This is a genomic window from uncultured Marinobacter sp. (genome assembly GCF_947259545.1).
Classification (GTDB): Bacteria; Pseudomonadota; Gammaproteobacteria; order Pseudomonadales; family Oleiphilaceae; genus Marinobacter.
The window spans coordinates 36411-63342 of record NZ_CAMYMK010000003.1 but is presented as its reverse complement, the minus strand read 5'-3'; the positions used below and the strand labels follow the sequence as shown (position 1 = coordinate 63342).

Genomic DNA, 26932 nt, shown 5'->3' with positions numbered 1-26932 from the left:
GTATCAGGGAGCTGCCCAAATGAGTACCGCCCATTACGATCTCAACGGCGCCATTGCCGTTATCCGACTCGACAACCCGCCCGTCAACGGCCTGGGCCTGGCCCTGCGCCAGGGCATTGTGAACGGCATCCGCCAGGCGGAAGCCGATGACGCGGTGAAGGCTGTTGTGCTGATCGGCTCCGACCGCGCTTTCTCCGGCGGCGCCGACATCAGCGAGTTCGGCACCTCCAAAGCCACCGCCGAACCCAACCTGAACACCGTCATCAACTATGTGGAAAGCAGCCGCAAGCCGGTCATTGCCGCCATCAGCGGGGCCTGCATGGGTGGCGGTCTGGAACTCGCCCTGGGTTGCCATTACCGCATCGCCAAACCCGATGCCCAGATTGCCCTGCCGGAAGTGAAACTGGGCCTGCTGCCGGGCGCCGGCGGCACCCAGCGTCTGCCCCGGGTGATCGGCGCCGAACACGCCCTGAACATGATTGTGTCCGGCAGCGCCGTGCCCGCCAAACAGTTCAAGGGCAGCGTCCTGTTTGATGAGCTGGTGGAGGGTGAGCTGCAGGATGCCGCCATTGCCTACGCCACCAAGGTCGCCAATGAAAACCTGCCACTGAAGAAAGTGCGGGACCTGAAGGCCAAGCACCCCAATCCGGAAGGCTTCTTCATGTTCACCCGTAACACCGTAGGTGCCATGGCAAAGAACTACCCGGCCCCGCTGAAGTGCGTGGACGCGGTAAAGGCCGCTGTGACCATGCCTTTTGACAAGGGTATGGAGGTCGAACGCGAAGCCTTTGTGAACCTGATGCAGACCCCGGAATCCCGCGCCCTGCGCCACGCGTTTTTCTCCGAGCGCCTGACCAGCAAGATTGCCGATGTGCCCTCCGATACTCCGGTGCGTGACATCAAGTCCGTCGGTGTGATCGGCGGTGGCACCATGGGTACCGGTATCAGCATCAACTTCCTCAACGCCGGCATCCCGGTAACACTGGTAGAGATGAAGCAGGAAGGTCTGGACCGCGGCGTGGCAGCCATCCAGAAAGTCTACGAAGGCCGGGTCAAGAAAGGCCGCATGAGTGAGGACGACGCCAAGGCCAAGATGGCGCTGCTCACCCCGTCCCTCACCTATGACGACCTGAGCGACGTCGACCTGGTGATCGAAGCGGTATTTGAAGAAATGGGCGTGAAGCAGTCCGTGTTCGAGAAGCTGGACGAAGTCTGCAAACAGGGCGCCATCCTGGCCTCCAACACCTCCACCCTCGATCTGAACAAGATCGCCAGCTTCACCAAGCGCCCGGAAGACGTCATCGGCCTGCACTTCTTCAGCCCCGCCAACATCATGAAGCTGCTGGAAGTGGTGCGCGGCGAGAAGACCGCCAAGGACGTACTGGCCACCGCCATGAAGCTGGCCAAGGCGATCAAAAAGACCGCCGTGGTGTCCGGCGTGTGTGACGGTTTTATTGGCAACCGCATGATCAACCAGTATCAGCGCGAAGCTCTGCTGATGCTGGAAGAAGGCGCCAGCGTTCAGCAGATCGACAAGGCCATCGAGAAGTTCGGCTTTGCCATGGGCCCGCTGCGCATGGCCGACCTGGCCGGCGGCGACATCGGCTGGGCCATCCGCAAGCGCCAGTATGAAGAAAACCCGGACATGGTGAAGATGGTCGTCGCTGACCGCCTGTGCGAAATGGGCCGTTACGGCCAGAAGACCGGCGCTGGTTTCTACCGCTACGAGCCAGGCAACCGCAACGCCCTGCACGATCCAGAAGTGGACAAGGTGGTGGACGACGTGCGTGCCGAACTGGGCATCACCCCCCGCAAGATCAGCAACCAGGAAATCGTTGAGCGCTGTGTCTACGCCCTGGTCAACGAAGGCGCCCAGATTCTGGACGAAGGCATCGCCCAGCGCGCCTCCGACATCGACATGGTGTACCTGACCGGTTACGGCTTCCCGGTATTCCGTGGCGGCCCCATGCATTACGCGGAAGAGGTTGGCCTGCCCAACGTGGTTCGCGCCATGCAGGCCTTCACCGAAGACCGCCACACCCAGCCAGGCTTCTGGAAGCCGGCGGCGCTGCTGGCCAAGCGCGCTGAAGAAGGCAAGGGTTTCGACGCTAAATAACCGGTCCACGAATTGATCCGGGGCTGCCTATCCCTTATCGAAGGCCCGCAGCCCCGACCTGAGGAGAATTGTTATGTCCAATGATGTTGTCATCGTATCCACCGCCCGCACGCCCCTGGCCAAATCTTGGCGCGGCGGCCTGAACATGACCCACGGCGCCACCTTGGCCGGTCACGCCATCCAGCACGCGGTCGAGCGCTCGAAAGTCGACCCCAACGAAATCGAAGACGTGCTGATGGGCTGCGCCCTGCCCGAAGGCTCCACCGGTAACGACGTGGCCCGCATGGGCGCCATCCGTGCCGGTCTGCCAGTGTCCGTGGCCGGCGCCACCATCAACCGCTTCTGCTCGTCCGGCCTGCAGGCGATTGCCATGGCGGCCCACCACATTGCCGTGGACCGAGTGCCGGTGATGGTCGCAGGTGGTGTTGAATCCATCTCCACCGTGCAAGCCAACGTCAACCAGAACTACTTCATGGAACCCTGGCTGGCCAAGAACAAGCCGGAACTCTACTGGTCGATGCTGGATACCGCTGAGACGGTCGCCAAGCGTTACGACATCAAGAAAGAAGACATGGACGAGTACGGCGTTCGCAGTCAGACCCTGGCCGCCAAAGCCCGGGAAGACGGCAAGTTCGACGACGAAATCGTGCCCATCACCACCACCATGGGCGTCGCCGACAAGGCCACCGGCCAGCTCAGCAGCCAGGAAGTCACCGTCAGCCAGGACGAAGGCATCCGCCCGGGCACCAACCTGGAAGGCGTCACCAAGATCCGCTCGGCAATGGAAGGCGGCGTGGTCACCGCCGGCAACGCCAGCCAGTTCTCCGACGGTGCTTCGGCCTGTGTGCTGATGGACAGCAAGGTGGCCGAACAGCGCGGCGCTACCCCGCTGGGTATCTTCCGTGGTTTCGCGGTTGCCGGTTGTGAGCCCGACGAAATGGGCATCGGCCCGGTCTTCGCCGTTCCCAAACTGCTCAAGCGCGCCGGCCTGACCGTCGACGACATCGGCCTGTGGGAACTCAACGAAGCCTTCGCCGTTCAGGTGCTCTACTGCCAGCGCAAACTCGGCATCCCGATGGACCGCCTCAACGTCAACGGCGGCGCCATCGCAGTCGGCCACCCCTACGGCACTACCGGCTCACGCCTCGTTGGCCACGCCCTGATCGAAGGCAAGCGCCGTGGCGTTAAATACGTCGTCGTGACTATGTGCGTAGGCACTGGTATGGGTGCTGCGGGATTGTTCGAAGTTGCCTAAAGCTGTGATTGCCTGAAACCTGGGTGGAGGGCACCTGTCAGGTATAGGTGTCCAAAACACGCTCCTTACGGCACATCCCTGTGACGCTCGGGCTCCGCCATCCATGGCTCCGCACGGTTTTGGACACCTATACCTGACAGGCGCCCCGAGCTTTGTGCAATGGCCAACAGGTGCAGTGTTAGAACGCTGGGCTGGGCCCGAAAAAGTCAATTTATTAGAGCAGGCACGCACAGGCTCGAAGCGTCGGATGGGTATCCCCTTTCAAAACTGTGCGGAGCCATGGATGGCGGAGCCCAAGCGCCCCATGGATGGGCCGAAGGAGCGTGTTTTGAAAGGGGATACCCGTCCGGTGCAAACACCCAATTCCGAAGGCGCGGCATTAAGAACCAACAGGCAGCTCCAAAAGCCAAAAACCATTTACCTGAGCCACCAGACAAGAGGTGCAACATGGACCTGAATTATACCCCGGAGCAAGAGGCGTTCCGCGCTGAAGTTCGCCAGTTTCTTGACGACAACCTGCCGGACGACATCCGCGAACGGGTGCAAAAACGGCTTCGCCCGGATAAGGCGATGACCGAGCGCTGGCAGAAGATTCTGTTTGATAAGGGCTGGGGTGCATCCACCTGGCCGGAAGAATTTGGCGGAACCGGGTGGGATCCGATTCAGCAGATTATCTTCGAGGAAGAGTGTGCCCTTGCCGGTGCGCCCCGCCAGCTGGATTTCGGGCTGCGTATGGTTGCACCCGTGATCATGACCTTTGGCAATGACGTGCAGAAACAACGCTTTCTGCCGGGCATTCTCAGCGGTGAAGACTGGTGGTGCCAGGGTTACTCCGAGCCGGGCGCCGGTTCTGATCTGGCGTCGCTGCGTACTTCCGCAAAACGCGAGGGCGACCACTATGTCGTCAACGGCCAGAAAACCTGGACCACTCTGGGCCAGCATGCGGACTGGATTTTCTGTCTGGTGCGGACCAGCACCGAGGGCAAACCGCAGCAGGGCATTTCATTCCTGCTGATCGACATGAACACCCCGGGCATCGAGGTTCGGCCCATCATCATGCTGGACGGCGAGCATGAGATTAACGAGGTCTACTTCGACAACGTGAAGGTGCCGGCCGAGAACCTGATCGGCGAGGAAAACCAGGGCTGGACCTACGCCAAGTTCCTGCTGGGCCATGAGCGCACCGGCCTCGCCAACGTGGGGCAGTGGAAGGCCATGATGAAGCGCCTGAAAGAGGTGGCGTACCAGGAACAGGACGGCCAGCGACCGCTGATTGAGAACACCCGTTTCCGTGACCGGCTGGCGCAGCTGGATGCCGAGCTGCGTGCTCTTGAGCTGACAGTTTTGCGGGTGCTCACCGACAAGCGTGGCCCCGGTCCCCAGGCGTCGATCCTTAAAATCCGCGGTACCGAAATCGGTCAGCAGCTGTTCGAGATGTTGATGGAAGCGGGCGGCCAGGACGCCATTGCCCATATTCCGGAAGCGCTGGAGCTGGATTACAACGGGCCACGTGCGGGTTCTATCGATGCCACGCCGTCTGCCGGCGACTACTTCAACATGCGCAAGCTGTCGATCTTCGGCGGGTCCAACGAGATCCAGCGCAATATCATTGCCCAGCTCGTGCTTGGTCTGTAACCCATTCGGCAGCCTGGAAGTTTGGAGAGAAACGTTATGAATTTTGATCTGACCGAAGAACAGCAAATGCTGAACGATTCCCTGCGCCGCTTCGTGACCAACGAATACGGCTTTGAAAAGCGTGGGGAGATTATCAGCTCCGGAGCGGGTATCGACAAAGCCACCTGGGCGAACTTCGCCGAGATGGGCCTGCTCGGGTTCACCTTCCCCGAAGACTATGACGGCCTGGGTGGCAACGCCATCGACACCATGGTGGTGATGGAAAACTTTGGCCGCGGCCTGGTAGTGGAACCCTACCTCGCCACGGTAGTGCTGGCCGGCGGGCTGATCCGCGATGCCGGTAACGAGGCCCAGAAAGCCGATATCCTGCCGGGCATCGCCAGTGGTGAGCGGCTGCTGGCCCTGGCCCACAATGAGCCGGGCGCACGCTACAACCTCAGCCAAGTAAAGACCACCGCCTGCAAGGACGGCGCCGATTTCCTGATCAGCGGCCAGAAAACCGCCGTACTCCATGGCGGTCAGGCGAACCAGCTGATCGTCTCCGCACGCACCAGCGGTAACGTGAACGACGAATCCGGATTGTCCCTGTTTCTGGTGGATCGCAACGCCAAAGGCATCACCGTTGATGACTTCGCCACTCACGATGGCCACCGCACCGCCGAGATCAGTCTCAGCAACGTCACCGTCAGCGCTGACAACCTGATTGGCACCGTCGATGAGGCCTTCCCGGCCATCGAAAAAGCCGTGGATCTGGGCATTGCCGCGCTGTGTGCCGAAGCTGTCGGCGCCATGGAGGCGATGAACGCCGCCACCCTCGAATACATCAAAACCCGCAAGCAGTTCGGCACACCCATCGGCAAGTTCCAGGTGCTGCAGCACCGTATGGCGGACATGTTCATCCAGACCGAACAGGCCAAAACCATGGCGATCCTGGCCGCCAGCGAAGCGGATTCCGATGACCGCGCCCGCCGCCGGGAGGCCATCTCCATGGCCAAGACCCTGGTGGGCCAAGCCGCCCGTTATGTGGGCCAGCAAGGTGTGCAACTGCATGGCGGCATGGGCGTGACCGACGAGATGTTCGCCGCCCACCTGTTCAAACGCCTGACCCTGATCAACCTGCTGTTCGGCGATGCCGATCACCATCTGGCACAGGTCAGCGACGGCCTGCTGGCGAAGACCGCCTGAACCATCTAGGAGATAACCATGAGTGTAAAACAACTACTGGACCTGACCGGCAAGGTCGCCTTCATCACCGGCGGCTCCCGCGGCCTGGGCCTGCAGATGGCCGAAGCCCTGGGGGAACTGGGCGCAAAAATTGCCATCAGCGCCCGCAAACAGCATGAGCTGGACGATGCCAAGGCGCATCTCGAAACTCAGGGCGTTGAAGTGGTGACTATTGCCGCGGATCTCTCCGACCTGGAGGGCATTCCCGCCGTGGTGGATCAGGTGGTCAGCCAGCTTGGCGATATCGATATCCTGGTCAACAACGCCGGTGCCACCTGGGGTGCACCAGCAGAAGACTACCCGGCGGAAGGCTGGATGAAGGTGATGAACCTGAACGTGAACGCTGCGTTCTTCCTTACCCAGACCGTGGGCAAGCGTTGCATGATTCCCCGCAACACCGGCAAGGTGATCAACATCGCCTCCATCGCGGGCCTGTCCGGCAACCCGGAAGGCATGAAGACCATTGCCTACAACACCAGCAAGGGCGCCATGGTGAATTTCACCCGCGCACTGGCGTCCGAGTGGGGCCATCACAATATCAACGTGAATGCCCTGTGCCCGGGCTTCTTCCCGTCGAAAATGTCCCAGGGGTTGCTGGATGCCCAGGGTGAAAAAATGCTGGAGCGCATTCCGCTGAATCGCTTTGGTGGCGAGGAAGACCTGAAAGGCGCCGCAGTACTGCTGGCCTCCAAGGCCGGGCGGCATATTACCGGGCAATACCTGGCCGTGGATGGCGGCACGCTGGTCAGTTAAGCGTGTTCCAATAATTGGTCACAGGCACTGACTGACCTGCTCCGGATCCAGGTTACCGCCGGTAATGATCAGAACCGTGGTCTTTTCTGGCTCAGGCGGAACCCGGTTTTCCACTAGCGCTGCCAGGCCTACGCTGGCGCCGGGCTCGACATAGAGCCTGGCCTCGGTCAGCAGGCGCCGCGTGGCCTCCCGAATACCTGCCTCGGTAACCGTCACAATGCGGTCCACCACCTGGCGGGAGGCGGCATAAGTGCGATCCCCGACTACTGCCGGTGCCAGGCTGGCGGCCCAGGTATTCACCGAATCGAGGCTGGCACTGGCATCCTGCTTTTGCCAGGCATTGAACATGGTGGCCGCGCCTTCCGGCTCCACACCGATCAGTTCCACCTCCGGCCGCTGCGCCTTGATGGCTAGCCCCAGTCCGGAAATCAGCCCACCCCCGCCAATGGGGCACAGCACCCGATCCACATCCGGTAGCTGGCGCAGCAATTCCAGGCCAACGGTACCCTGCCCGGCCATGATGCGGATATCGTTATAAGGGTGGACCAGGCTCAGCCCCTTCTCATCCCGCAATTCATGGCACAGGGCCACCGCCTGCTGGATAGTGCCCTGAACAATCACCTCGGCACCCAGCGCCCGGGTACGACGAATCTTCAACGGGCTGGAACCCTCGGGCATCACCACCGTGAGCGGCACATCCTGCATGGCCGCCGCCCAGGCGAGGCCAACGGCGTGGTTGCCCGCAGAGACCGTCACCAGGCCGGCCTTGAGTTCGTCTTCGCTGGCGGTCAGCAGCCAGTTCAACGCACCACGGACCTTGAAGCTGCCAGTACGCTGAAGGCTCTCGCACTTCAGCCCAAGCGACTGGCCCATGGCGGCATCCAGATCAGGCACAGTCAGAAGCGGCGTTTCGCCCAGGTGTGGTCGAATACGCCGCTCCGCCTCGAGAATTTGGGATTGGTCAGGAAGGGTTGGTTTGGTCATGTCGCGCGCTCCTGTTGCTCCACAACCAAACCATGGCTCCATGGGGGCCGTCTATCAAGTCGCTGCGACGGCCTCGCCTACTTCAACAGCCTCAGGCTCACATACATACTGCGCCGCATCAAACCGCTTGGTCTGCTGGCGGAACTGCCAGGTGAAGCCGGGCCACAGGGTGGTGTTCTTGCCGTTTTCATTCACGTACCAGCTCTTACAGCCGGTCTGCCAGACGGAGTCGCCGAGCTTGGCGTGGATGGAGGCGTTGTATTGGCTCAGGGCGTCTTCCTTCACTTCCACGCTCTTCCAGCCGTGCTTGTCCATCTTCTTCAGGGCATCCAGCACGTACTGGATCTGGCTCTCGATCATGTAGACCATGGAGCTGTGGCCGAGGCCGGTGTTGGGGCCCATCAGCATGAAGAAGTTGGGGAAGCCGTTGATGGTACTGCCCTTGTAGGCCTCGGCGCCTTCTTTCCAGGCGTCCAGCAGGTCCTGGCCGTTACGACCGGAGACCATGCCGGCAGGAACCGGGTCCTGGGCCTTGAAGCCGGTGCCGTAGATGATGCAGTCCACTTCCCGCTCGTTGCCGTTGTTATCAACAATGACATTGCCGCGCACTTCACGGATGCCGTCGGTGAGCACGTCCACGTTGTCCTGGGCCAGTGCCGGGTAGTAGTTGTTGGAGATCAGTACCCGCTTGCAGCCGAAGTGGAAATCCGGGGTCACTTTCTTGCGCAGTTCCTTGTCCTTGATCTGGTTGCGGATGTGGCGACGGGCCTGCAACTCACCGATCTTGAGGATGCGCGGGTTGCCCACGAAGCCCAGTACCCGTGCTTCCAGGGTCCAGTAGATACTCTGGCGGAAGGCGTTCAGGGTCTGCGGGAACTTGCGGAACATCAGCTTTTCCAGCGGACGGATCTCGCGGTCCGGCTTGGGTACAATCCACGGCGGCGTACGCTGGTACAGGTCCAGATGACCGGCATCTTTGGCCACTTCCGGTACAAACTGGATGGCGGAGGCGCCGGTACCAATCACCGCCACACGCTTGCCTTTGAAGTCGTAGCTGTGGTCCCAGTCCTGGGAGTGGAAGCTCTTGCCGGTAAAGGTTTCGATACCCTTGATATTCGGGTAGGCCGGGGTGCTCAGGCCGCCCATGCCGGACACGACGACGTCGGCTTTCAGGGTGCTGAATGCCGGCAGATCCTCGTCGGACCGATCCAGCTTATCACCGGGGTTGAGACCTTTTTCCTGCATGTAAGCCCACAATTTGGGGCTGTCGCAGGTTTCGACGGTCCAGCTCTGGGTCTTTTCATCAAACTTGGCGCCCGCCACGTGGGTGTTCAGGCGCACGTGCTTCATCAGGTCGTATTTTTCAGCACACTTGCGCAGGTAGGCCTGGATTTCTTTCTGCTGCGCGAACATGCGGCTCCAGTTCGGGTTCTGTTCGAACGAGAAGGAGTACAGGGCAGACTGCACGTCGCAGGCGCAACCCGGGTAGTGGTTTTCGTGCCAGGTGCCACCGACATCGTCGCTTTGCTCGAGAATCACGAAGTTGTCATAACCGGCTTCTTTGAGCTTGATGCCCATGCCCAGGCCGGAGAATCCGGTGCCGATAATGGCAATTTGTGCTGACTGACTCATAACTCTACCTCGTTGTTCGCTGGCCATCTGGCCTTGCCTGTTGTTGTCTGTTTCGCCATGATGATTGACGGTATACACATGTATACACAACGAAGTAGACAGCTGTATACTCCGTTTTACTGAAAAACAGCCCGTTGACCTCAAGTGACAACTGATTGGCCTGTGATCCGGGTTTGGCGGGCAGGTCATGTTGGGCCGTTGGCGCTTCCGAAAACCGCTGCGAGTACGTCCGTGTACGCTTGCTCTCCGCCATCCCTGGCTACGAGCATTTTCGGAAGCGCCAACGGCCCAACACGACCATCAACTTTGGGTGGAACTTCATGAATGTTTTGACTGGCGGGAAATTAAAGCTGGTACAGGCCGGCCTTCGGCTGATTACTGAAACCCGTAGCCTGACATCGCTGGGACTGCGGGAGCTGGCTCGTGAAGCTGGACTGAACCCGAATACCTTTTACCGTCACTTCAAGAACCTGGACGAGTTCGGGCTACAGGTATTGGGGTACATCGCTGCCGACATGAAGTCCGGCGTGCGGGAACTCCGGCAAATGGCAGAATCCTCGGAGCAGGCTTCCCACGATACCGTGGCCTATGTGTATCACTACTTCCTCGCCAACCCCGCAGCAACCACCGTCGCGGTGCGGGAGCTCCACGGTCCTTCTCCGCTGTTACGCAAGGCCCTGGAAGCCCAGCTCAATGCCAGCGCCCGGGAAATGGCGGAGGACATTATCGAGCGGCGACTGGTCAGAGCCGTGCCGCCGGAGACCATCCATGAAATTTCCCGTATGACCATTCGCTACATTCTGTTCCGGGCCATGGATTACATCGAAAAGCCGGAGCAGCGGGAGACCATTCAGCGGGAAACCGAGCGCTTTATTAACCGGCAGTTCCGGGGCGCGATGCTGGATAATCTGTCCCAGGGGGACATCGATATCCTTATAAAAAGGTCCTCCTGACGAGTGGGGTAACTTGCCGTTTTTTTGGAGTATTCCGGGCAATGTCGCCAGCTTGAACTAGTATGTGGATATCCAGACAACTGGTTCATCGGGCAAACCGGAGGACACATTCACAATGAAAATCGGTATTCCCAGGGAAATCTTCAAAGATGAGCGGCGAGTCGCGGCCACGCCGCCTTCCGTTCACAAACTTATCGGGCTTGGTTACGAGGTAGTGGTTGAAGGCGGCGCTGGCGAGGCCGCCAACTACTCGGATGAGGCCTACGAAAAAGTGGGCGCAGCCATAGCGTCCGATACCACGCTACTATGGGAGGAAGCGGACTTTATCCTGAAGGTCCGCGCTCCCATGAAAAACCCCGCCCTGAATAAACACGAAGCGGACCTGATGAAGGAGGGGGCGTTTCTGGTCAGTTATATCTGGCCGGCACAGAACCCGGAGCTGCTGGAGAAGCTGGCGGCCAGGAAGATTACTTCGTTCGCAATCGACAGCCTGCCCCGCATCAGTCGCGCCCAGAAAATGGATGCCCTCAGCGCCATGGCCAATATTGCCGGCTATCGCGCGGTGATTGAGGCGGCCAATAACTTCGGGCGTTTCTTTACCGGGCAGGTGACGGCGGCCGGCAAGGTACCGCCGGCGAAGATCATGGTGATCGGTGCCGGTGTGGCCGGCCTCGCGGCAATTGGCGCCGCCAACAGCATGGGCGCCATTGTGCGGGCGTTTGATACCCGGCTGGAGGTGAAGGAACAGGTCGAAAGCATGGGCGCCGAGTTCCTGGAGCTGGATTTCGGGGATGAGGAAGGCAGCGGTAGTGGCGGCTACGCCAAGCAGATGAGCGATGAGTTCATCAAGGCGGAGATGGCGCTGTTCGCAGAGCAGGCTAAAGAGGTGGACATCATCATCACCACCGCGCTGATTCCCGGCAAGCCTGCGCCGAAACTGATCACCGCCGACATGGTGAAATCCATGAAACCTGGCAGCGTGATTGTCGATCTGGCTTCGGAACGTGGCGGCAACTGCGAGCTGACAGAACCCGGCAAGGTCGCCCATCAGCACGGCGTGACGCTGATCGGCTACACCGACCTGCCCAGCCGCATGGCCAAGGTGGCCAGCGATCTCTACGCCACCAACCTGGTGCATCTGCTCACCGAACTGACCCCGGAGAAAGACGGCCAGCCAGTGGTCAACATGGAGGACGATGTGATCCGGGGCCTGACCGTGGTGAAGGAAAACGACATTACCTGGCCGCCGCCCCAACCGGAGGCTCCGGTCAGTCCCGCACCGCCGCCGGGCACGGAGGAACCGTCGGCTGCTGACATGGCGGCAGCCAAAAAAGACGCCGACCGTCGCAGCCTGATTGGCAAGGGGGCCCTGCTGATCGTGACTGTCCTGGCGCTTTACGGGGTTGGTGCCCACGCGCCGGAAAGCTTCCTGCAACACTTTACGGTGTTCGTACTGGCCTGCTTTATCGGCTGGCAGGTGATCTGGAACGTGACTCCGTCCCTGCACACCCCCTTGATGAGTGTGACCAACGCCATCAGTGGCATCATCGTCATCGGTGCCATTCTGCACCTGGCCCAGGCGGCGAACATTGCCGTCGGTATCATGGCCTTTATCGCGGTGCTGATTGCCAGCATCAACGTAGGGGGCGGCTTCCGGGTCACCCATCGCATGCTCAAAATGTTCCGCAAGTAGGAGACGCCCGATATGAGCACAGGATTGGTGAGCGTGGCCTACGTGGTCGCGAGTATCTGTTTTATTCTCAGTCTGGGTGGCCTCAGCCACCAGGAATCGGCACGGCGCGGTAACCTCTATGGCGTCGCCGGTATCATCATCGCGGTGGGAGCCACCCTTGCCAGCGTGGGTGATGGCGGCATCATCGCCATTGTGATTGCAGTGCTGATAGGTGCCGGCATTGGTATCCCCATCGCCAACAAGGTGGAAATGACCCAGATGCCGCAACTGGTGGCCCTGCTCCACAGTTTCGTGGGCCTTGCAGCGGTGCTGGTTGGCTTCTCCGGCTATATCGAGCCATTGATCGCCACTACCGGCGCGGAACATACCATCAAGCTGGTGGAGGTGTTCGTCGGTATCTTCATCGGTGCGGTGACCTTCACCGGGTCGCTGGTGGCCTGCGGCAAGCTGGACGGGCGTATCGACAGCAAGGCCCTCACCCTACCCGGCCGCCACCTGATGAATCTGGTGGCGGTCATCGCCTGCGTGTTGTTGGGCGCCTGGTTCCTCGGCACCAACAGCATGGCGTTCGGGCTGATCTCTCTGGTGCTGATGACCGCTATTGCCTCGGTACTTGGTATTCACCTGATCATGGCCATCGGCGGTGCTGATATGCCGGTGGTGGTGTCGATGCTCAACAGCTATTCCGGGTGGGCTGCAGCCTCCATCGGCTTCATGCTGGGCAACGACCTGCTGATCGTCACCGGTGCGCTGGTAGGTAGCAGTGGTGCCATCCTCAGTTACATCATGTGCAAGGCCATGAACCGGTCGTTTATCAGTGTGATTCTCGGCGGGTTTGGCCAGACCAGCAGCAGCTCTGCCACCGCCGATGCCGACCAGACGGTTCATGAGTCCAGTGTCGATGACGTCTGCGATGAGCTTCGCACCGCCGACTCGGTCATCATTGTGCCCGGCTACGGCATGGCGGTGGCTCAGGCCCAGAATGGGGTCAGCGACATGACCCGGATATTGCGGGAGCGGGGTGTGGACGTACGTTTCGGCATCCACCCCGTGGCCGGCCGGCTGCCTGGACACATGAACGTGCTGCTGGCGGAAGCCCATGTACCCTATGACATCGTACTTGAAATGGACGAAATCAACGCCGACTTTCCGGAAACCGATGTGGTGCTGGTGATCGGTGCCAACGACACGGTGAACCCGGCCGCGGCCGAGGACCCGGGCAGCCCGATTGCCGGCATGCCGGTGCTCGAGGTATGGAAAGCGCGACAGGTGGTTGTTCTCAAGCGGGGTATGGCCACTGGCTATTCCGGTGTCGAGAACCCACTGTTCTTCAAGGACAATACCCGCATGCTGTTCGGTGACGCCAAGGAAAGTATCGATAAGTTGGTGAGTAGTTTGCGCTCCTGATCGGTCAGGACTCGGTCGCGAAGAACCAGTCAATCTGCCGGGCATGGCTATGGCCATCCCGGTAGCCCAGCCTGCGACTTATCCACCCAGATTGCGAACAAGCATGATGGGGCCGGTCAGGGCGATCCCCCAGGCGAACAGGGCCAGCAGGCCATCCTTCGAAATCATGGTCAGGCCGAATAGCACAAGGGCTACGCCGGCAATACTGGAACTGAACGGTACCACTTCCGTGGCCGGCATCACCACGGCAATCACCATACAGCCCAGCGCCATCACATAAAGCCCGGGTCCTTTAACCAACAGGGCAAGCCGTGGGCGGATCAGGCGATCAATCTTTCCTGCGCCTGGGCGCAACAGTTTCAGGCCCTGCAGAAGCTTCCGTTGCGACACCTTCCGCTTCACCAGCCACGCCGGTAACCAGAAACGTTTGCGCCCGAGCAGAACCTGCCCCAGGGTCAGCAGGGTGAGCAACCCCATCAGCGTTGGTATCCCTGGCACACCACTGAGGGGGGTCACCAGGATGAGCCCCACCAGAAGCACCACCGGCCCGAACGTCCTGCGCCCTATCGCATCCATCATCTCGCCAATGGATACGTGGGAACGGTTGGCCGCCACAGCCTCCAGCCGGTCCAGCAACTGCGCTATATTAGCCGGATCACTCTGGTCATCCATAAGCCCAGCCTCCGGAGGCCCTGGCACCTATTCGGTGGTGTTGTACACGTAGGAAGATACCGTTCCATCCTGATTGAAACGCACCACCAGATCTGTTGTTTCCGCATCACCAAAGGCAGACCAACGATACTTGCCATACGTCCAGGTTCGCTTGCCATCCTCAATACCGGTGCGCCAGGGCTCACCAAACAGCTCCTGAACTTCTGCCCGGGTGGTTTCCCCGATCTCTATCTGGTCGACGTTATGGGTGGGAAAGTCCTGGCCGACGGTGGCACAGCCAGCAATGATTAACGACAAGGCAACCAGAATAATGGCAGGAAAAGAGGTGATTCGCCCCATGGTGTATCCCTTCTGTTGATGATCGATACATCAATCATACGGGTTTTAAAACAAGCTTAAATTACAGCAAAGACAGACGCAAAAAAGCCCCGGTGTTTAGCCGGGGCTGATCGTCAACGCATCTTGGTCTCAGTAAAGCTTTGCCAGCGACTTCTTCGCAAAAGCTTCCACTTCATTCAACCGACCTTCCTTAACCTTGACCAGCCATTCCGGGTCCTGCAGCAGGGCACGACCAACGGCGATCAGTTCGAACTCGTGGTTGTTCATGCGTTCCACCAGTTCGTCGATGCCGGCCTGCTCCACCGCTTCCTTCTTGCTGGCAAAGGTACCGCTGATGAAATCTTCGGTCAGACCTACGCTGCCCACCGACATGGTCGGCTTACCAGACAGCTTCTGCGTCCATCCAGCCAGATTGAGGTCGGAGCCTTCAAACTCCGGCTCCCAGAACCGACGGGTAGACGCATGAAAAATATCCACACCGGCGTCCACCAGTGGATTGAGGAATTGCTCCAGCTCTTGCGGACTGTTCACCAGTTTCGCTTCGTAATCCTGCTGCTTCCATTGGGAGAAACGCAGCATGATCGGGAAGTCCGACCCCACACGGAAGCGAACGGCTTCGACAATCTCGACCACGAAACGCAAGCGGTTTTCCATGCTGCCACCATACTCATCGTCCCGCTGGTTAGTGCCTTCCCACAGGAACTGATCAAGCAGGTAACCATGGGCGCCATGAATCTCTACGCCGTCGAAACCCAGTGCCTTGGCATCCTGTGCGGCATCGGCAAATGCGGTGATGACATCATCGATATCACCCTTGCTCATGGCCTTGCCGTTGGGCTTGCCCGGCGCAAACAATCCGGAGGGACTGAAACCAGGTACAGAGGGATCCGGTTCCGTGCCTTCCTTACGAACCGCACCCACATGCCACAGCTGCGGGAAGATCGCACCGCCAGCTTCATGAACTGCATCGACAACATTCTTCCAGCCGGCAAGGGCTTCATCGCCGTGGAAAAACGGCACGTTCGGGTAACCGTTGGCGCCGGCGTGGTTCACCGTGGTGCCTTCAGTAATCAGCAGCCCCACACCACCTTCGGCGCGACGGCGATAATAGTCCACCACCTCCTGGCTCGGCGCATTGCCTGGCGAGAAATTGCGGGTCATCGGGGCCATGGCAACGCGGTTGCGCAGCTTCAGGTTGTGGATCTCAAAGGGGTTAAACAGGGGGCCAAGATTCATGCTCATAGTAGATCGCAACCTCATTAATCTGGTTTCTTTAAGCAACCTTATTTAATCTGGTTTTAAAATGCAACCCTATTAGGTAGACTTCCCACTATGGCCAGAAAACGTTTTGATGACTCCAGTTGCTCTGTCGCCCGTGCCCTGAATGAAGTGGGGGACTGGTGGTCCCTGCTTGTGGTGCTGCACGCCATGTATGGCACCCGTCGTTTTGTGGACTTCCAGCAGGAACTGGGCATTGCCCGCAACATTCTCTGTGACCGCCTCGCCCGACTGGTGGATAACGAAGTCCTGAAAAAGGTCGATGTGGGCGAACACGGCTCGCGCTTCGAATACCGTCTGACCGAAAAAGGCCGCGACCTGTTCCCGATCGTCATTGCCCTGCGCCAGTGGGGAGACAAGTGGAATCCGGCACCCGACCAGCCGGCCCTGGACTTGCGGGACCGCGCCACCGGACGTCCCATCCGTCAGGTCGCCGTTCAGAATGCAGACGGAGACTCGCTGACCGTTCGGGATGTGTTCGTTCGGGATGACGAGGTGTCCGACACTCCCAAGGACAAGAAACAGGTTGGCTGACAAGCCACAATCACGCGTTAACCACTCTTTTTCTTGAGCCAGATCAATCCGGCGACCAACGCCACCCCCGCCCTCCGGTATTCTTGCGCTATATCAAGTTTTCATTCTCCGCGGACATTACGCTGACGTCATTCCAAACTTCAGGTCCAAGGAGATTTCCATGTCCCGTATTATCCACCTCAGTGTTCTCGCCGCCGGACTTCTGGCTGCCGCTCCGGTTACCCAGGCCTACGAAGCAGGCGATTTCATGGTGCGTGCCGGTGCCGCTCATGTGAATCCGAATGACTCCAGTTCTGATCTGACTCTGGAGGGGGTAGGATCTCTGCCCGGCGCCAGGGTAGGCGTGGACTCCAATACCCAGCTTGGCATCACGGCAACCTACATGTTGACATCTAATATCGGTGTGGGCGTTCTGGGCGCAACCCCTTTCCAACACGACATCGATGGTGCCGGGACCCTGGACGGAGCCGGTAAACTGGCCGAAACCAAGCACCTGCCACCGACGCTGACACTACAGTATTTTCCACTGGACAGTGGCTCACGGATTCAGCCCTACGCGGGCATCGGCGTGAACTACACCCATTTCTTTGAGGAGAAAACCACTGCCACACTGACAACCGCTGTCGACGGGGTTGCACAGGATGTGCTGGGAACGGCGCCGGGCACCATCAATGGCACCGATCTGGACCTTGATGCAAGTGTTGGCGTAGCACTGGAACTGGGCGTTGACTGGATGGTGAGCGAGCATTTCGGTCTGAACGCCGCGCTCTGGTATGCGGACATCAGTACCGATGCAACGATTACTGCCCTGGCGGATGGGGCGGAAGCAGCCAAAATCACCACAGAAGTCGATATCGACCCCATGGTTTACATGGTTGGCGTTATGTACAAGTTTTGATCCCCGTGCCCGCCGGAAGCCCTGCTATTCAGGGGCTTCCCTAAGGTGCGTTCTCCTGTGAGGGGCCCGAGGGCCCCGCTTTTTTGGAGCAGGCAGAATCAGGCGCTTTCACGCTGAGGTGAACGTCTGGCCTGACCAGCGTTACCCTGGCTCCGGCCCCCACTGCGACCACCGGGTTTAGCACCGAAGCTGCGGGGCTTGCCTCCCGGTCTGCCGTTACCACCACCGTTACCATTGCGGTTACGGGCGCGGCTCGGGTCAGCCTTGGCCTTCGGTTTGAGCGGCAGGTTGTTGGTCGGCTCGAAGCCTTCCACGCTCTTGCGCGGCAGTTGCTTCTTGATCAGCCTTTCGATACCCGCCAGCATTTTACCTTCATCGGCACTCACCAGGGACAGGGCATGGCCACTCTCGCCGGCACGACCAGTACGGCCGATACGGTGCACATAATCTTCGGGCACATTCGGCAGTTCAAAGTTCACCACCTGAGGCAGCTGCTTGATGTCCAGGCCGCGAGCCGCGATATCGGTGGCTACCAGAACACGCACCTCACCCTGTTTGAAATCCGCCAGCGCACGGGTGCGGGCACCCTGTGACTTGTTGCCATGGATCGCAGCGGCGGTAATGCCGTCACGCTCCAGCTTCTGGGTCAGGCGGTTGGCGCCATGCTTGGTTCGGGTGAACACCAGCACCTGTTCCCAGGCATTGTCACGCACCAACTTGCTTAGCAGGGCAGTCTTCTGGCTCTGGTCTACCGGGTAAACCGACTGCTTGATGCTTTCCGCAGCGGTATTACGGGCGGCGACTTCCACCTGAACCGGATTCTCCAGCAGGCCCTGGGCCAGGGTGCGAATCTCGTTGGAGAAGGTGGCGGAGAACAGCAGGTTCTGACGCTTGGCCGGCAACAGCGCAAGGATCTTGCGGATGTCGCGGATGAAGCCCATGTCCAGCATGCGGTCGGCTTCGTCCAGCACCAGGATCTCCACTTCGTTGAAGCGAACGGCGTTCTGCTGGTACAGGTCCATCAGACGGCCTGGCGTGGCCACCAGCACGTCTACTCCCTTGCGCAGCTTCATCATCTGCGGATTGATTTTCACACCACCGAAGACCACGGCGGCCTTGGTTGGAATGTATTTGCTGTACAGATTCACGCTGTCGTGAACCTGTGCGGCCAGTTCCCGGGTCGGTGCCAGAATCAGCGCGCGGGGGCCCTTACCGGTGCGAGGGTTTTCAGCCAGGCGTTGCAACAATGGCAGGGTAAAGCCGGCGGTTTTGCCGGTACCGGTCTGGGCTGCAGCCATCACGTCCTTGCCGGAAAGAACCGCAGGAATGGCCTGGGCCTGGATGGGGGACGGGGTTTCATAACCCTGATCGGATGTGGCACGAACCAGCTGCTCGGACAAACCGAGTGAAGAAAAACTCATATTGGATCAACTCTTGATTATTCTGCCTCCACGACCACCGTTTCTCGGCGAATGCGGGCAGATGCCATGAAAATTCATGGAATAAAAGACGACTACAGTCACGCGCCGTTAACGGGGTGACGTCCTCTGAAAGGTCGTATCGGATGGGTCGCAAAGCGGCACAAGGCCGGAAACTGCGGAAATCCTTAGAGGCAGGATGCAGGCACGGTAACAGAGCGCCCGGGAAATAGCCATAGATGCTTTTCATTAGCAGGCTTTATTCCCCGGGGTAATCAAGCATTCGTTATTCGGTGGCCGCTTTGGCAAAGCCCGCCAACGCGGCCTTCACTTTTTCGATGACTGCATCACAGCCTTCAATACCGTGACGGGATTTCAGGTATTCCGGGTCGTTGTAGCCCAGCCAGGTGTCGCCATCGCTATCTTCCCAGATCAGTGCCTTCTGTGGCAGATCAATCGCCACGCTCCGGGCACACTGCATCAGCGGGGTACCGACTTTGGGGTTGCCGAATATCACCACTTCCGTGGGCGGTAGTTCAAGCCCCGCCTTCTCTGCACCCTGCTGGTGGTTAATGCGGGCCATGACCGTCATGCCCTTGTCCTTCAGCACCGCCTCCAGCCTGTCTGCTGTTGCTTCTACTCCGTGCTCGCTTTTGACCGTCACCATGCCGTCGGCTGCCTGTACCGACAGGGAAAAGCCCAGCAATACCAGAGCAAACACTCGTCCGAGTAACAAACGCATCTTCGTCCCCTCTAATCAGGCCAAACATGGACCAAGCATAGGTTAGCTAGCCACAGATTGCCCGTCTCAAGGAAATCAGAGTGATACAGTCTGGTTAAGGATTCGTAACACGACGAACAATGCACAATAAAGAGGCCTTCGATGAATCCAACTCTGAAATACGCTTTGTCAGCCTGCATCCTTACCACCCTCGCAGGCTGTGGTCAGACCGACAGCGACAGTGTAAAGCCGGCGAAACAGCTGGCACCACCGGAAGAAACCGGTGTGCTTGAAGTCGCCACCCGCAATGGCTCTACCACCTATTATCTGGATCGCCACGAAAATCCCATCGGCCCGGAGCACAGTCTGATCACCCGCTTTGCCGAGAGCAAAGGCTGGCAGGTGCAATGGACCATGCATGATTCCACCGCTGAGGTGCTCAAAGCGCTGGAATCCGGCGCCACTCATCTTGCCGCCGCTGGCCTGACACACCTGCCCTCGAGAACAGAGCGCTTCACCCAGGGCCCTGCCCACACCGAAATTACCGAACAGCTGGTGTGTCACCGGGAGATGCGCCCACTGCCCCGCAAGCCGGAAACCATCGCTGAGGTGGGCATAACGGTAACGGCAGATTCAAGCTATGTGGAAACGCTGAACGGCCTGGCAACGGAACATGAGGGCATCAAGTTCGAAGAGGATGACAGCCGCACCACGGAAATATTGCTCGCCGCCGTGGCAGAGCGATCCCTCGACTGCACCGTGGCCGATTCCAACATCGTCCAGGTTATGCGCCGCCACTTCCCTCACCTTGAAGTAGCGATGAACCTGACCGCCGGCAAAAATCTGGGTTGGTACCTTCCAGCCGGTGCCGAGGACCTGGCAGGCAGCGCCCGTGAATGGATGAACAGTACTGCCGGCGATGAAGCCATCGGTTACATGGAAAACCGCTACTACGCCTACATTGGCGAGTTTGATTTTGTCGATCTGAGAGCGTTGAACCGCCGCCTGGAAGAACGGCTCCCGAAGTTTGCCAACCACTTCGCTGAAGCGGAAGCCACCACCGGCATGCCGGCTGATCTGCTGGCCGCGTTATCGTACCAGGAGTCTCACTGGGATCCGGCTGCGGTGTCTCCGACCGGGGTTCGCGGCATCATGATGCTGACCCAGAACACGGCGCAATCCCTGGGCGTCACCGACCGTCTCGATCCGGTAGCTGCCATTGACGGCGGTGCCCGTTACCTGGCCGATCGTCACCGCCGGTTGCCGGATACCATTCCCGAGCCTGACCGCACCTTCCTGGCCCTGGCCAGCTACAACATCGGCCGCGGCCATCTGCTGGATGCCCGTCAACTGGCGCGGGACCTGGGCAAGAATCCCGACTCCTGGGACGACATGAAAGAGGTGCTGCCCCTGAAAGCGGACAAGCGTTATTACCCACAAACCCGTTACGGCTATGCCCGGGGTTATGAGCCTGTCCACTACGTGCAAAGAATCCGTAACTACCGCGATGTCATCAGCTCGCAGTTCGAATAACTCGCGATCGAATGGAGAGTGTGATGAAAACGTGGAATCGTCTTTTTGCCCTCGTTGTGCTGTTGTTGACCGCCAACCAACTTCCAGCACAAACAGAACCGCTAAAAGTGGGGCTGACCCCGGTCCCACCGTTCGTGGTCGAGGCAGAAACCGGTGAATGGGAAGGCATCAGTGTTGAGCTGTGGCGCCAGGTGGCGGACGGTATAGGCCGTGACTACACACTGGTTCCACTCTCCTTCAAGGAGATGCTCGCCAAAGTGGAGAGTGGCGACATTGATGTAGCCATTGGCGCCCTGACCATGACCGCCGAACGGGAGGCTAAATTCGACTTTACCCACCCGTTCTTCCAGACGGGCCTGTCGATCGCGGTACCGCCAGCCCCCGAGCAGGGGTTATGGGCAAGCCTGCGCGCTTTACTGAGCTGGCAGTTCGTCAGCGTCATTATCGCGCTGGGCGCCCTGTTGCTGGGGGTGGGCTTTGTCTTGTGGCTGTTCGAGCGAAAGCGCAATCCGGAGCAGTTCGGTGGCGATGCGATCAAGGGTATCGGCGCCAGTTTCTGGTGGGCCGCAGTGACCATGACCACAGTTGGCTACGGCGACAAGGCGCCGGTTTCCTTTGCCGGGCGCGCAATCGCCCTGGCGTGGATGTTCGCCGGGCTGATTATGGTGGCGAGCTTCACCGCTGCCATTACGTCGTCACTGACAGTCAGCAACCTCCAGCATCAGATACAGGGACCGGAAGACCTGGTCAGTGCCAATGTCGCAACGATTGCCGGTACGGCCAGCGAAGACTACCTGCGTGATGAACGTATAAGACACCAGCAGTATCCTGACCTGACAACGGCCATGCTATCGGTCGCCAACGGTGAAACCGACGCTGTGGTTTATGACCGGGCCCTGCTGCAGTATCGCAATCAGCAACTGGGCAAAAAGAGACTGACGCTTCTCCCGGACATTTTCCAGCAGCAGCTTTATGGCTTTGCGCTGCCATCCGGCAGCAAGATACGGGGACAGGTGTCGGAACAAATGCTGGCGGTCACCGAAGCCGCAAGTTGGCAGGATACCCTTCGGCGTTACCTGGGCCGAAAATAGAATCTCAGCGGACGAACGTTTCCAGGATTTTTTCCCAGCGCTCGTAAATGAAGAAGTGGCCGCCGTCGGGTAACAGGGTCAGTTCGCTGTTGGTGAGCCATTCGTCGAGGCGAATGGCCTGCTGCACGTCTACCTGGCCATCCAGGTGGCCATGCCAGAGATAGACGGGCAAGTTCAGCTGATCTGGTGACAGATCCGGCGTGCGGGCCACCGCCTTCAGATCCTCAACGAATCCGCCGGAGCCGCGACTGCAGGATTCCGCCATGGCCCGCACATACTGGTCCCGGGTTTCCGGGTTTTCCAGCAGGCGCCGGTCGGCATCCGACCCCAGGTGCTTGTTTGGATTCCTCAGGATACTCCTGGCCATCTGGTTAAGGATTTTCTCCGCCAACGATGGTGCCTTGTCCGCCAACGTCACGGCCAGGCGAAACATCCCCTTCAGCGGACGTCCTTGCGGATCGGTCTGGGGCGGAGCCAGTGCGGACACCAGTCCCAGTCGTTCAACACGCTCCCCCAGGTGAGCGGCGCAGTGCAAGGCCAGAAAACCGCCCAGCGAATATCCCAACAGTATGAAACGGTCCAGCGCCAGATGATCTGCCAGGGCGGCCACGTCCTCAGCCAGATGCTGGGGTGTGCGATCTTCCAGGGCATCGGATCGGCCATATCCCGGTCGATCCGGCACGATCAGCCGCAAGTTCAGGCGGTGAAGGACTTCCAGGGAACCGGGCACTTCCAGCCGCGACCCTCGCACACTGTGGAAAAAGATAATCGGGCGTCCACCAGGCTCGCCATACTGGCAGTAGGACAATGATCGTCCGTCGGATGTCACGAAACTACATGTCCCGGATTCATCCTCTTGCGAGCCGGTACCGGTGCGCTCGGCGAGTTCCGGGAGGCTGTTGCCGATTGGGGCAAGCCCCGACAGGATCAGAGACACCAGTTCCGCCTGGCGGTTGGTGTCCGTCTTGCGGAAAATCGACTTGAACTGGGTGCGCACCGTATGTTCGGACACGCTACGGTGTTCCGCCATTTCACTCATCGACAGCCCCTCAATCAGGTGCCGCGTGAGGGATGCCTCCGCCTCACTCAATCCATAGAGTTCAGCCACGGTGCTTTCATTCACCAGATTGTTGATATCAGGGTTGGAAATGAACAGCGTAACAGCCGCAGCATTCTGTTGATCCGTCTCCCGCACTACATCCGCCGGACACACCATCAGCGATACCGAGCGTGCTGCACCATGGTCGTTAAGCATCAGCGTATGACTGGTACCCGCCTGCAACGATTGCTGGATGAACTGATGCAAAGTGCGGTGGTGCTCGCGGTTGTTAATGCGAACCCGGCCACCGTGATTACCAAGAATGCCGCTCTCCCGCAGACTGATGTCCGCCTGGCGATTCATAGTCAGGATATTGAGGCTGTCATCCACCAAAGCAATGCCTACCGGTAGCATTTCCAGGGTCTGCCCCAGCAGGTCCTGGGCCGCCTCGCCCTCGCGCATCGCCTGCTCCATTACCAGTGCCTGACTGATATGGGGTAACAACTCATCCATGATCCGGCCACGGGCATCGTGGTTCTGATAGATCGGGTCCTCGTCAAACGGATTGGCGGTTTCCTTCAGGGCACTGACCAACTCCGGCCAGCGTTCCCGGTCCTGTGCGGCCTGGTAAACGAGCAGGGCCAGTTCTGATGTGGTAAACGGCTGTGAAGACATGGCTCTCTAATAAATCCTCGCGGCACCCTCTGGACGGCTCTTGAACCGTTTATGTAACCAGAGGTACTGATCCGGGAACTCTCTGATTGTAGACTCTATAAAGTGGTTCCAGGTTTTGGCATCGCGGGTTTTATCCTGCCCGAAATTCTCCTGAATGGGTGAAAACTCCACGCGGTAACGGCCGTCGGCCAGTCGCAAGTGACTGACACAGATTACAGCGGCACCGGATTCCCGTGCGATATAACTCGGGGAGGTGATACAACCGGCATCCACACCAAAGAATGGAACAAACAGCTCGGTCTTGCCGCCGAAATCCTGGTCACAGGCAAACCACACCTGGCCGCCCTCCTTCAGGAAATTCATCATCCGCGGCAACTGGCGCTTGGAAAACGGGCGAATATTGAAGTGACGGCGCCGGCCTTTTTCGATCATACGATCGATGACAGGGTTGTTGTTGGGGCGGTACATATACCCCGGCTTGTCCAGTTTGCAGGCAATCAACGGCAGCGCAAAATCAAAGATGCTGTAGTGAGCACCAATCAGCAGCACACCTCGATTTTTTGCCTTCGCTTCCTCCAAATACTCCAACCCGACCATTTCGGTCGTGTCGTAGTAGCCGGACATATCCCGCCACCAGGCGTGGGTACTTTCCAGGAAGCCTCGGGTACAGGCGATAAAGTTATCCTGCACCAATTGTTCCCGGTCATTTTCAGCCAACTCGGGCAGGCAGGCGGCGAGGTTGGTGTGTGCCACCCTGGAGCGGGATTTCAGTTTGCGCTCCAGGAAACACCCCAGCCGACGGCCAACACGCTGTTTGGCCGACATTGGCAGGAGCGACAACAGGTACAGCGTGAAGACCATCAGCCAGGAGGGCCAGAAAACCGGATGCCATAATGGACTGCGCTGCTTCTTGGCCGCTTTCGACATACATCATGAGCCTTTACTGCAAGAAATAGGGCCAGAGAGACTGACACATTCTCGCACGCACTAATAGATGCATTAAGTAACCGGGCCCGCAGGCCCGGTGGGCCTTTATGAGCCGAACAGCGCCGAACGCAGCGGCTTGAGGAACCCGGCAGAACCCTCTGCCGCCTCACGGGAACGCTTGCCATCGAACTCCAGGTAACCGTCCTCAATGGGCTCGAAACGCAGAATCTTCACGTCCTCCAGATAATTCTGTGACCCCTTCCACGGGCCATGAGTACCCTGCTTCGGCAAGCGGTCCTCTGCACGCTTGATGTAGCCGGAACTGAGTGCCCCCAGAATGGTATCTTCACCCAGGCTGTTCTCGGTATCCCGCGGAACCACCACGCGACTGCCCTTCTTGTCCATGTGGTTGATCAGGCGGCACAGGTATTCGCTGGCAATGTCCGCCTTCAGGGTCCAGGAGATGTTGGTGTAGCCAAAGATCATGGCGGCGTTGGGCACACCTTCCACCAGTACGTTCTTGTAGATGATCTTGTCCTTCATCACCACTGGCTCGCCGTCCACCGCCGGCTCAATACCACCCAGCATCTGAATGTCCAGGCCCGTGGCCGGAATGATGATGTCGGCTTCAAGCTCTTCGCCGGATTTCAGGCGGATGCCGGTTTCGGTGAAACGCTCAATGTGATCGGTGGCAATGGAGGCCTTGCCCGACTTCAGCGATTTGAACAGATCGCCATCCTTGACCACACACAGGCGCTGATCCCACGGGTTGTAGTCCGGGGTGAAGTGGCGCATATCCGCCTTGCCATTGACCTGCTGTTTGATGATGCTCAGGAACAGCCGGCGCATGGCCTTCGGGCTCTTGCGTGAACGCTCGTACAACAGGCGTGCAATGGAGATATTGCGGGCGCGGGTAATCTTGTAGGCAAGCTTGGCCGGCAGTACTTTCTGCAGGCCCAGGGTGACCTTGTCCGTTGACGGCAACGGCATCAGGTAAGTCGGCGAACGCTGCAGCATAGTGACGTGCGCCGCCTTCTCCGCCATGGTCGGCACCAGGGTAATGGCGGTCGCGCCACTGCCAATCACCACGACTTTCTTGCCGGCATAGTCCAGGTTCTCGGGCCAGTGCTGAGGATGAACCACCTGCCCCTTGAAATCCTCCTCGCCTGGGAAGTCGGGTTTGTAACCCTTGTCGTAGTTGTAATAACCGGTACAACCCACCAGGAAACTGGCAGTAAGCGTTTCGGTCTCGCCACTCTCTTCGCGCTCGGCGGTCACGGTCCAGCACTCGTCGGCACTGGACCAGTCTGCGGTTTTGACCGCCAGGCCATACTGAATATGCTTGTCGACGCCGTTTTCCTCGGCCGTCTCCTTGACGTAATTCTTGATGGAGGCGCCATCCGCCAGTACCTTGCCGCCCGTCCACGGGCGGAAGTTGTAGCCGAAGGTGAACATGTCGGAGTCGGAGCGGATGCCCGGATAGCGGAACAGGTCCCAGGTACCACCGAGGGATTGCCGACGCTCCAGGATAGCGAACGACTTACCCGGGCATTCGCGCTTGAGGTGGCATGCCATACCAATGCCGGAAACGCCGGCGCCGATAATCAGTACATCAAAATGTTGTTGGCTCATGGTAGCGGTCTCGCTCCTGATAAAATCTTCCTGGCCCTCTTCCGTAAACTATGGGGTCGGGCCAACCATGATCCAACGTTAGCGATTTCCGGCAACCGGTGAATTGGCCAATCTCCCGGTTGCCGAGTGTTCAGCGGGCCAGTCAATCCTTGGGCGGCAGATCCCGCACCGGCCGAACTTCAATACTGCCCAGGCGTGCCGGCGGTATATGGCTCGCCAGCTGCAACGCTTCATTGAGATCCCGGGCTTCCAACAGATAGAAACCCGCCAGCTGCTCTTTGGTTTCAGCAAAGGGACCATCCGACATCAGAACCTCGCCATCCCTGACTCTCAGGGTGGTGGCACTGTCCACCGGCTGGAGCGCCTGTCCAGCAAGGAACTTGCCCTTGTCCGCCAGATTCTCCACACAACGGATGCATTCCTGATTCAGGTCATGCCACTGCTGTTCGGTCATGTCATTGATGATCTGTTCCCGGTAGTAAACCAATGCCACGTATTTCATGGGTGATCTCCTTTGTCATGT

At 59.2% G+C, this 26932-nt stretch carries 23 protein-coding genes; 12 read left to right on the top strand and 11 right to left on the bottom strand.

Translation table 11 applies throughout. The features are described 5' to 3' along the window. Positions 1-19: 19 nt before the first annotated feature. From Q0Y21_RS06095 to Q0Y21_RS06075, 5 genes are all read left to right on the top strand, one after another. Positions 20-2116: a 3-hydroxyacyl-CoA dehydrogenase NAD-binding domain-containing protein gene (locus tag Q0Y21_RS06095; RefSeq protein ID WP_297792624.1), complete on the top strand. Its 2097-nt coding sequence runs from the start codon at positions 20-22 to the stop codon at positions 2114-2116. 73 nt (positions 2117-2189) lie between these two features. Beyond that, positions 2190-3371 carry an acetyl-CoA C-acyltransferase gene (locus Q0Y21_RS06090; RefSeq protein WP_297792623.1) on the top strand — a complete coding sequence of 394 codons (1182 nt, stop codon included), beginning with the start codon at positions 2190-2192 and terminating at the stop codon, positions 3369-3371. A gap of 447 nt (positions 3372-3818) precedes the next feature. After that, a complete protein-coding gene (locus tag Q0Y21_RS06085) occupies positions 3819-5006 on the top strand; it encodes an acyl-CoA dehydrogenase family protein (protein ID WP_297792622.1) in 1188 nt (395 codons plus the stop codon). A gap of 36 nt (positions 5007-5042) precedes the next feature. After that, positions 5043-6191, top strand: coding sequence for an acyl-CoA dehydrogenase (locus Q0Y21_RS06080; protein WP_297792621.1), 1149 nt, complete (start codon positions 5043-5045; stop codon positions 6189-6191). A gap of 18 nt (positions 6192-6209) precedes the next feature. Next, positions 6210-6983: an SDR family oxidoreductase gene (locus Q0Y21_RS06075; RefSeq protein ID WP_297792620.1), complete on the top strand. Its 774-nt coding sequence runs from the start codon at positions 6210-6212 to the stop codon at positions 6981-6983. Between the two features lie 18 nt (positions 6984-7001). On the opposite strand, the gene Q0Y21_RS06070 is transcribed toward Q0Y21_RS06075, so the two are convergent. Then, complete coding sequence (locus tag Q0Y21_RS06070; RefSeq protein ID WP_297792619.1) at positions 7002-7967, bottom strand: threonine/serine dehydratase; 966 nt, start codon at positions 7965-7967, stop codon at positions 7002-7004. Between the two features lie 54 nt (positions 7968-8021). Then, on the bottom strand, positions 8022-9599 hold the full coding sequence (locus tag Q0Y21_RS06065) for an NAD(P)/FAD-dependent oxidoreductase (protein WP_297792618.1): 1578 nt from the start codon (positions 9597-9599) through the stop codon (positions 8022-8024). Positions 9600-9919: 320 nt separating this feature from the next. Between Q0Y21_RS06065 and Q0Y21_RS06060 the strand changes: the two genes are divergently transcribed. The 3 genes from Q0Y21_RS06060 to pntB all read left to right on the top strand — a co-directional run bounded on the left by Q0Y21_RS06060 (position 9920) and on the right by pntB (position 13652). Next, positions 9920-10552, top strand: coding sequence for a TetR family transcriptional regulator (locus Q0Y21_RS06060; RefSeq protein ID WP_297792617.1), 633 nt, complete (start codon positions 9920-9922; stop codon positions 10550-10552). Positions 10553-10667: 115 nt separating this feature from the next. Continuing rightward, entirely contained in the window at positions 10668-12245 is a 1578-nt protein-coding gene (locus tag Q0Y21_RS06055; RefSeq protein ID WP_297792616.1) for a Re/Si-specific NAD(P)(+) transhydrogenase subunit alpha, read from the top strand. Positions 12246-12257: 12 nt separating this feature from the next. Further along, positions 12258-13652, top strand: coding sequence for a Re/Si-specific NAD(P)(+) transhydrogenase subunit beta (gene pntB / locus Q0Y21_RS06050; RefSeq protein ID WP_297792615.1), 1395 nt, complete (start codon positions 12258-12260; stop codon positions 13650-13652). Between the two features lie 78 nt (positions 13653-13730). Here the strand turns inward: pntB and Q0Y21_RS06045 are convergent, their stop codons facing one another. The 3 genes from Q0Y21_RS06045 to Q0Y21_RS06035 form a co-directional block, all read right to left on the bottom strand. Continuing rightward, a complete protein-coding gene (locus Q0Y21_RS06045) occupies positions 13731-14324 on the bottom strand; it encodes an exopolysaccharide biosynthesis protein (protein WP_297792614.1) in 594 nt (197 codons plus the stop codon). Between the two features lie 27 nt (positions 14325-14351). Further along, positions 14352-14663, bottom strand: a complete 312-nt coding sequence (gene bamE / locus Q0Y21_RS06040; RefSeq protein ID WP_297792613.1) for an outer membrane protein assembly factor BamE — start codon at positions 14661-14663, stop codon at positions 14352-14354. Positions 14664-14792: 129 nt separating this feature from the next. Continuing rightward, the gene (locus Q0Y21_RS06035; protein WP_297792612.1) at positions 14793-15905 is read right to left on the bottom strand and encodes an NADH:flavin oxidoreductase; all 1113 of its coding nucleotides are present in this window, start codon (positions 15903-15905) and stop codon (positions 14793-14795) included. A gap of 90 nt (positions 15906-15995) precedes the next feature. Between Q0Y21_RS06035 and Q0Y21_RS06030 the strand changes: the two genes are divergently transcribed. Further along, entirely contained in the window at positions 15996-16475 is a 480-nt protein-coding gene (locus tag Q0Y21_RS06030) for a helix-turn-helix domain-containing protein (protein ID WP_297792611.1), read from the top strand. A gap of 160 nt (positions 16476-16635) precedes the next feature. Next, a complete protein-coding gene (locus Q0Y21_RS06025) occupies positions 16636-17373 on the top strand; it encodes an OmpW family outer membrane protein (protein ID WP_297792610.1) in 738 nt (245 codons plus the stop codon). A gap of 98 nt (positions 17374-17471) precedes the next feature. Here the strand turns inward: Q0Y21_RS06025 and Q0Y21_RS06020 are convergent, their stop codons facing one another. Then, positions 17472-18794 (bottom strand): DEAD/DEAH box helicase, encoded by a 1323-nt coding sequence (locus Q0Y21_RS06020; RefSeq protein ID WP_297792608.1) that lies wholly within the window; start codon positions 18792-18794, stop codon positions 17472-17474. 283 nt (positions 18795-19077) lie between these two features. Further along, positions 19078-19533: a DUF302 domain-containing protein gene (locus Q0Y21_RS06015; protein ID WP_297792606.1), complete on the bottom strand. Its 456-nt coding sequence runs from the start codon at positions 19531-19533 to the stop codon at positions 19078-19080. Between the two features lie 141 nt (positions 19534-19674). Between Q0Y21_RS06015 and mltF the strand changes: the two genes are divergently transcribed. Continuing rightward, positions 19675-21045, top strand: coding sequence for a membrane-bound lytic murein transglycosylase MltF (gene mltF, locus Q0Y21_RS06010; protein WP_297792604.1), 1371 nt, complete (start codon positions 19675-19677; stop codon positions 21043-21045). Between the two features lie 23 nt (positions 21046-21068). Next, positions 21069-22136 (top strand): transporter substrate-binding domain-containing protein, encoded by a 1068-nt coding sequence (locus Q0Y21_RS06005; RefSeq protein WP_297792602.1) that lies wholly within the window; start codon positions 21069-21071, stop codon positions 22134-22136. A 4-nt stretch (positions 22137-22140) separates the two neighbouring features. Here Q0Y21_RS06005 and Q0Y21_RS06000 read toward each other — a convergent pair whose 3' ends face one another. The 4 genes from Q0Y21_RS06000 to Q0Y21_RS05985 form a co-directional block, all read right to left on the bottom strand. Continuing rightward, complete coding sequence (locus tag Q0Y21_RS06000) at positions 22141-23850, bottom strand: alpha/beta fold hydrolase (RefSeq protein WP_297792600.1); 1710 nt, start codon at positions 23848-23850, stop codon at positions 22141-22143. A 6-nt stretch (positions 23851-23856) separates the two neighbouring features. Next, complete coding sequence (locus Q0Y21_RS05995) at positions 23857-24777, bottom strand: lysophospholipid acyltransferase family protein (RefSeq protein WP_297792598.1); 921 nt, start codon at positions 24775-24777, stop codon at positions 23857-23859. 105 nt (positions 24778-24882) lie between these two features. Continuing rightward, positions 24883-26409, bottom strand: coding sequence for an NAD(P)/FAD-dependent oxidoreductase (locus Q0Y21_RS05990; protein WP_297792596.1), 1527 nt, complete (start codon positions 26407-26409; stop codon positions 24883-24885). Positions 26410-26551: 142 nt separating this feature from the next. Then, entirely contained in the window at positions 26552-26911 is a 360-nt protein-coding gene (locus tag Q0Y21_RS05985; RefSeq protein WP_297792594.1) for a YciI family protein, read from the bottom strand. Positions 26912-26932: the final 21 nt, after the last annotated feature.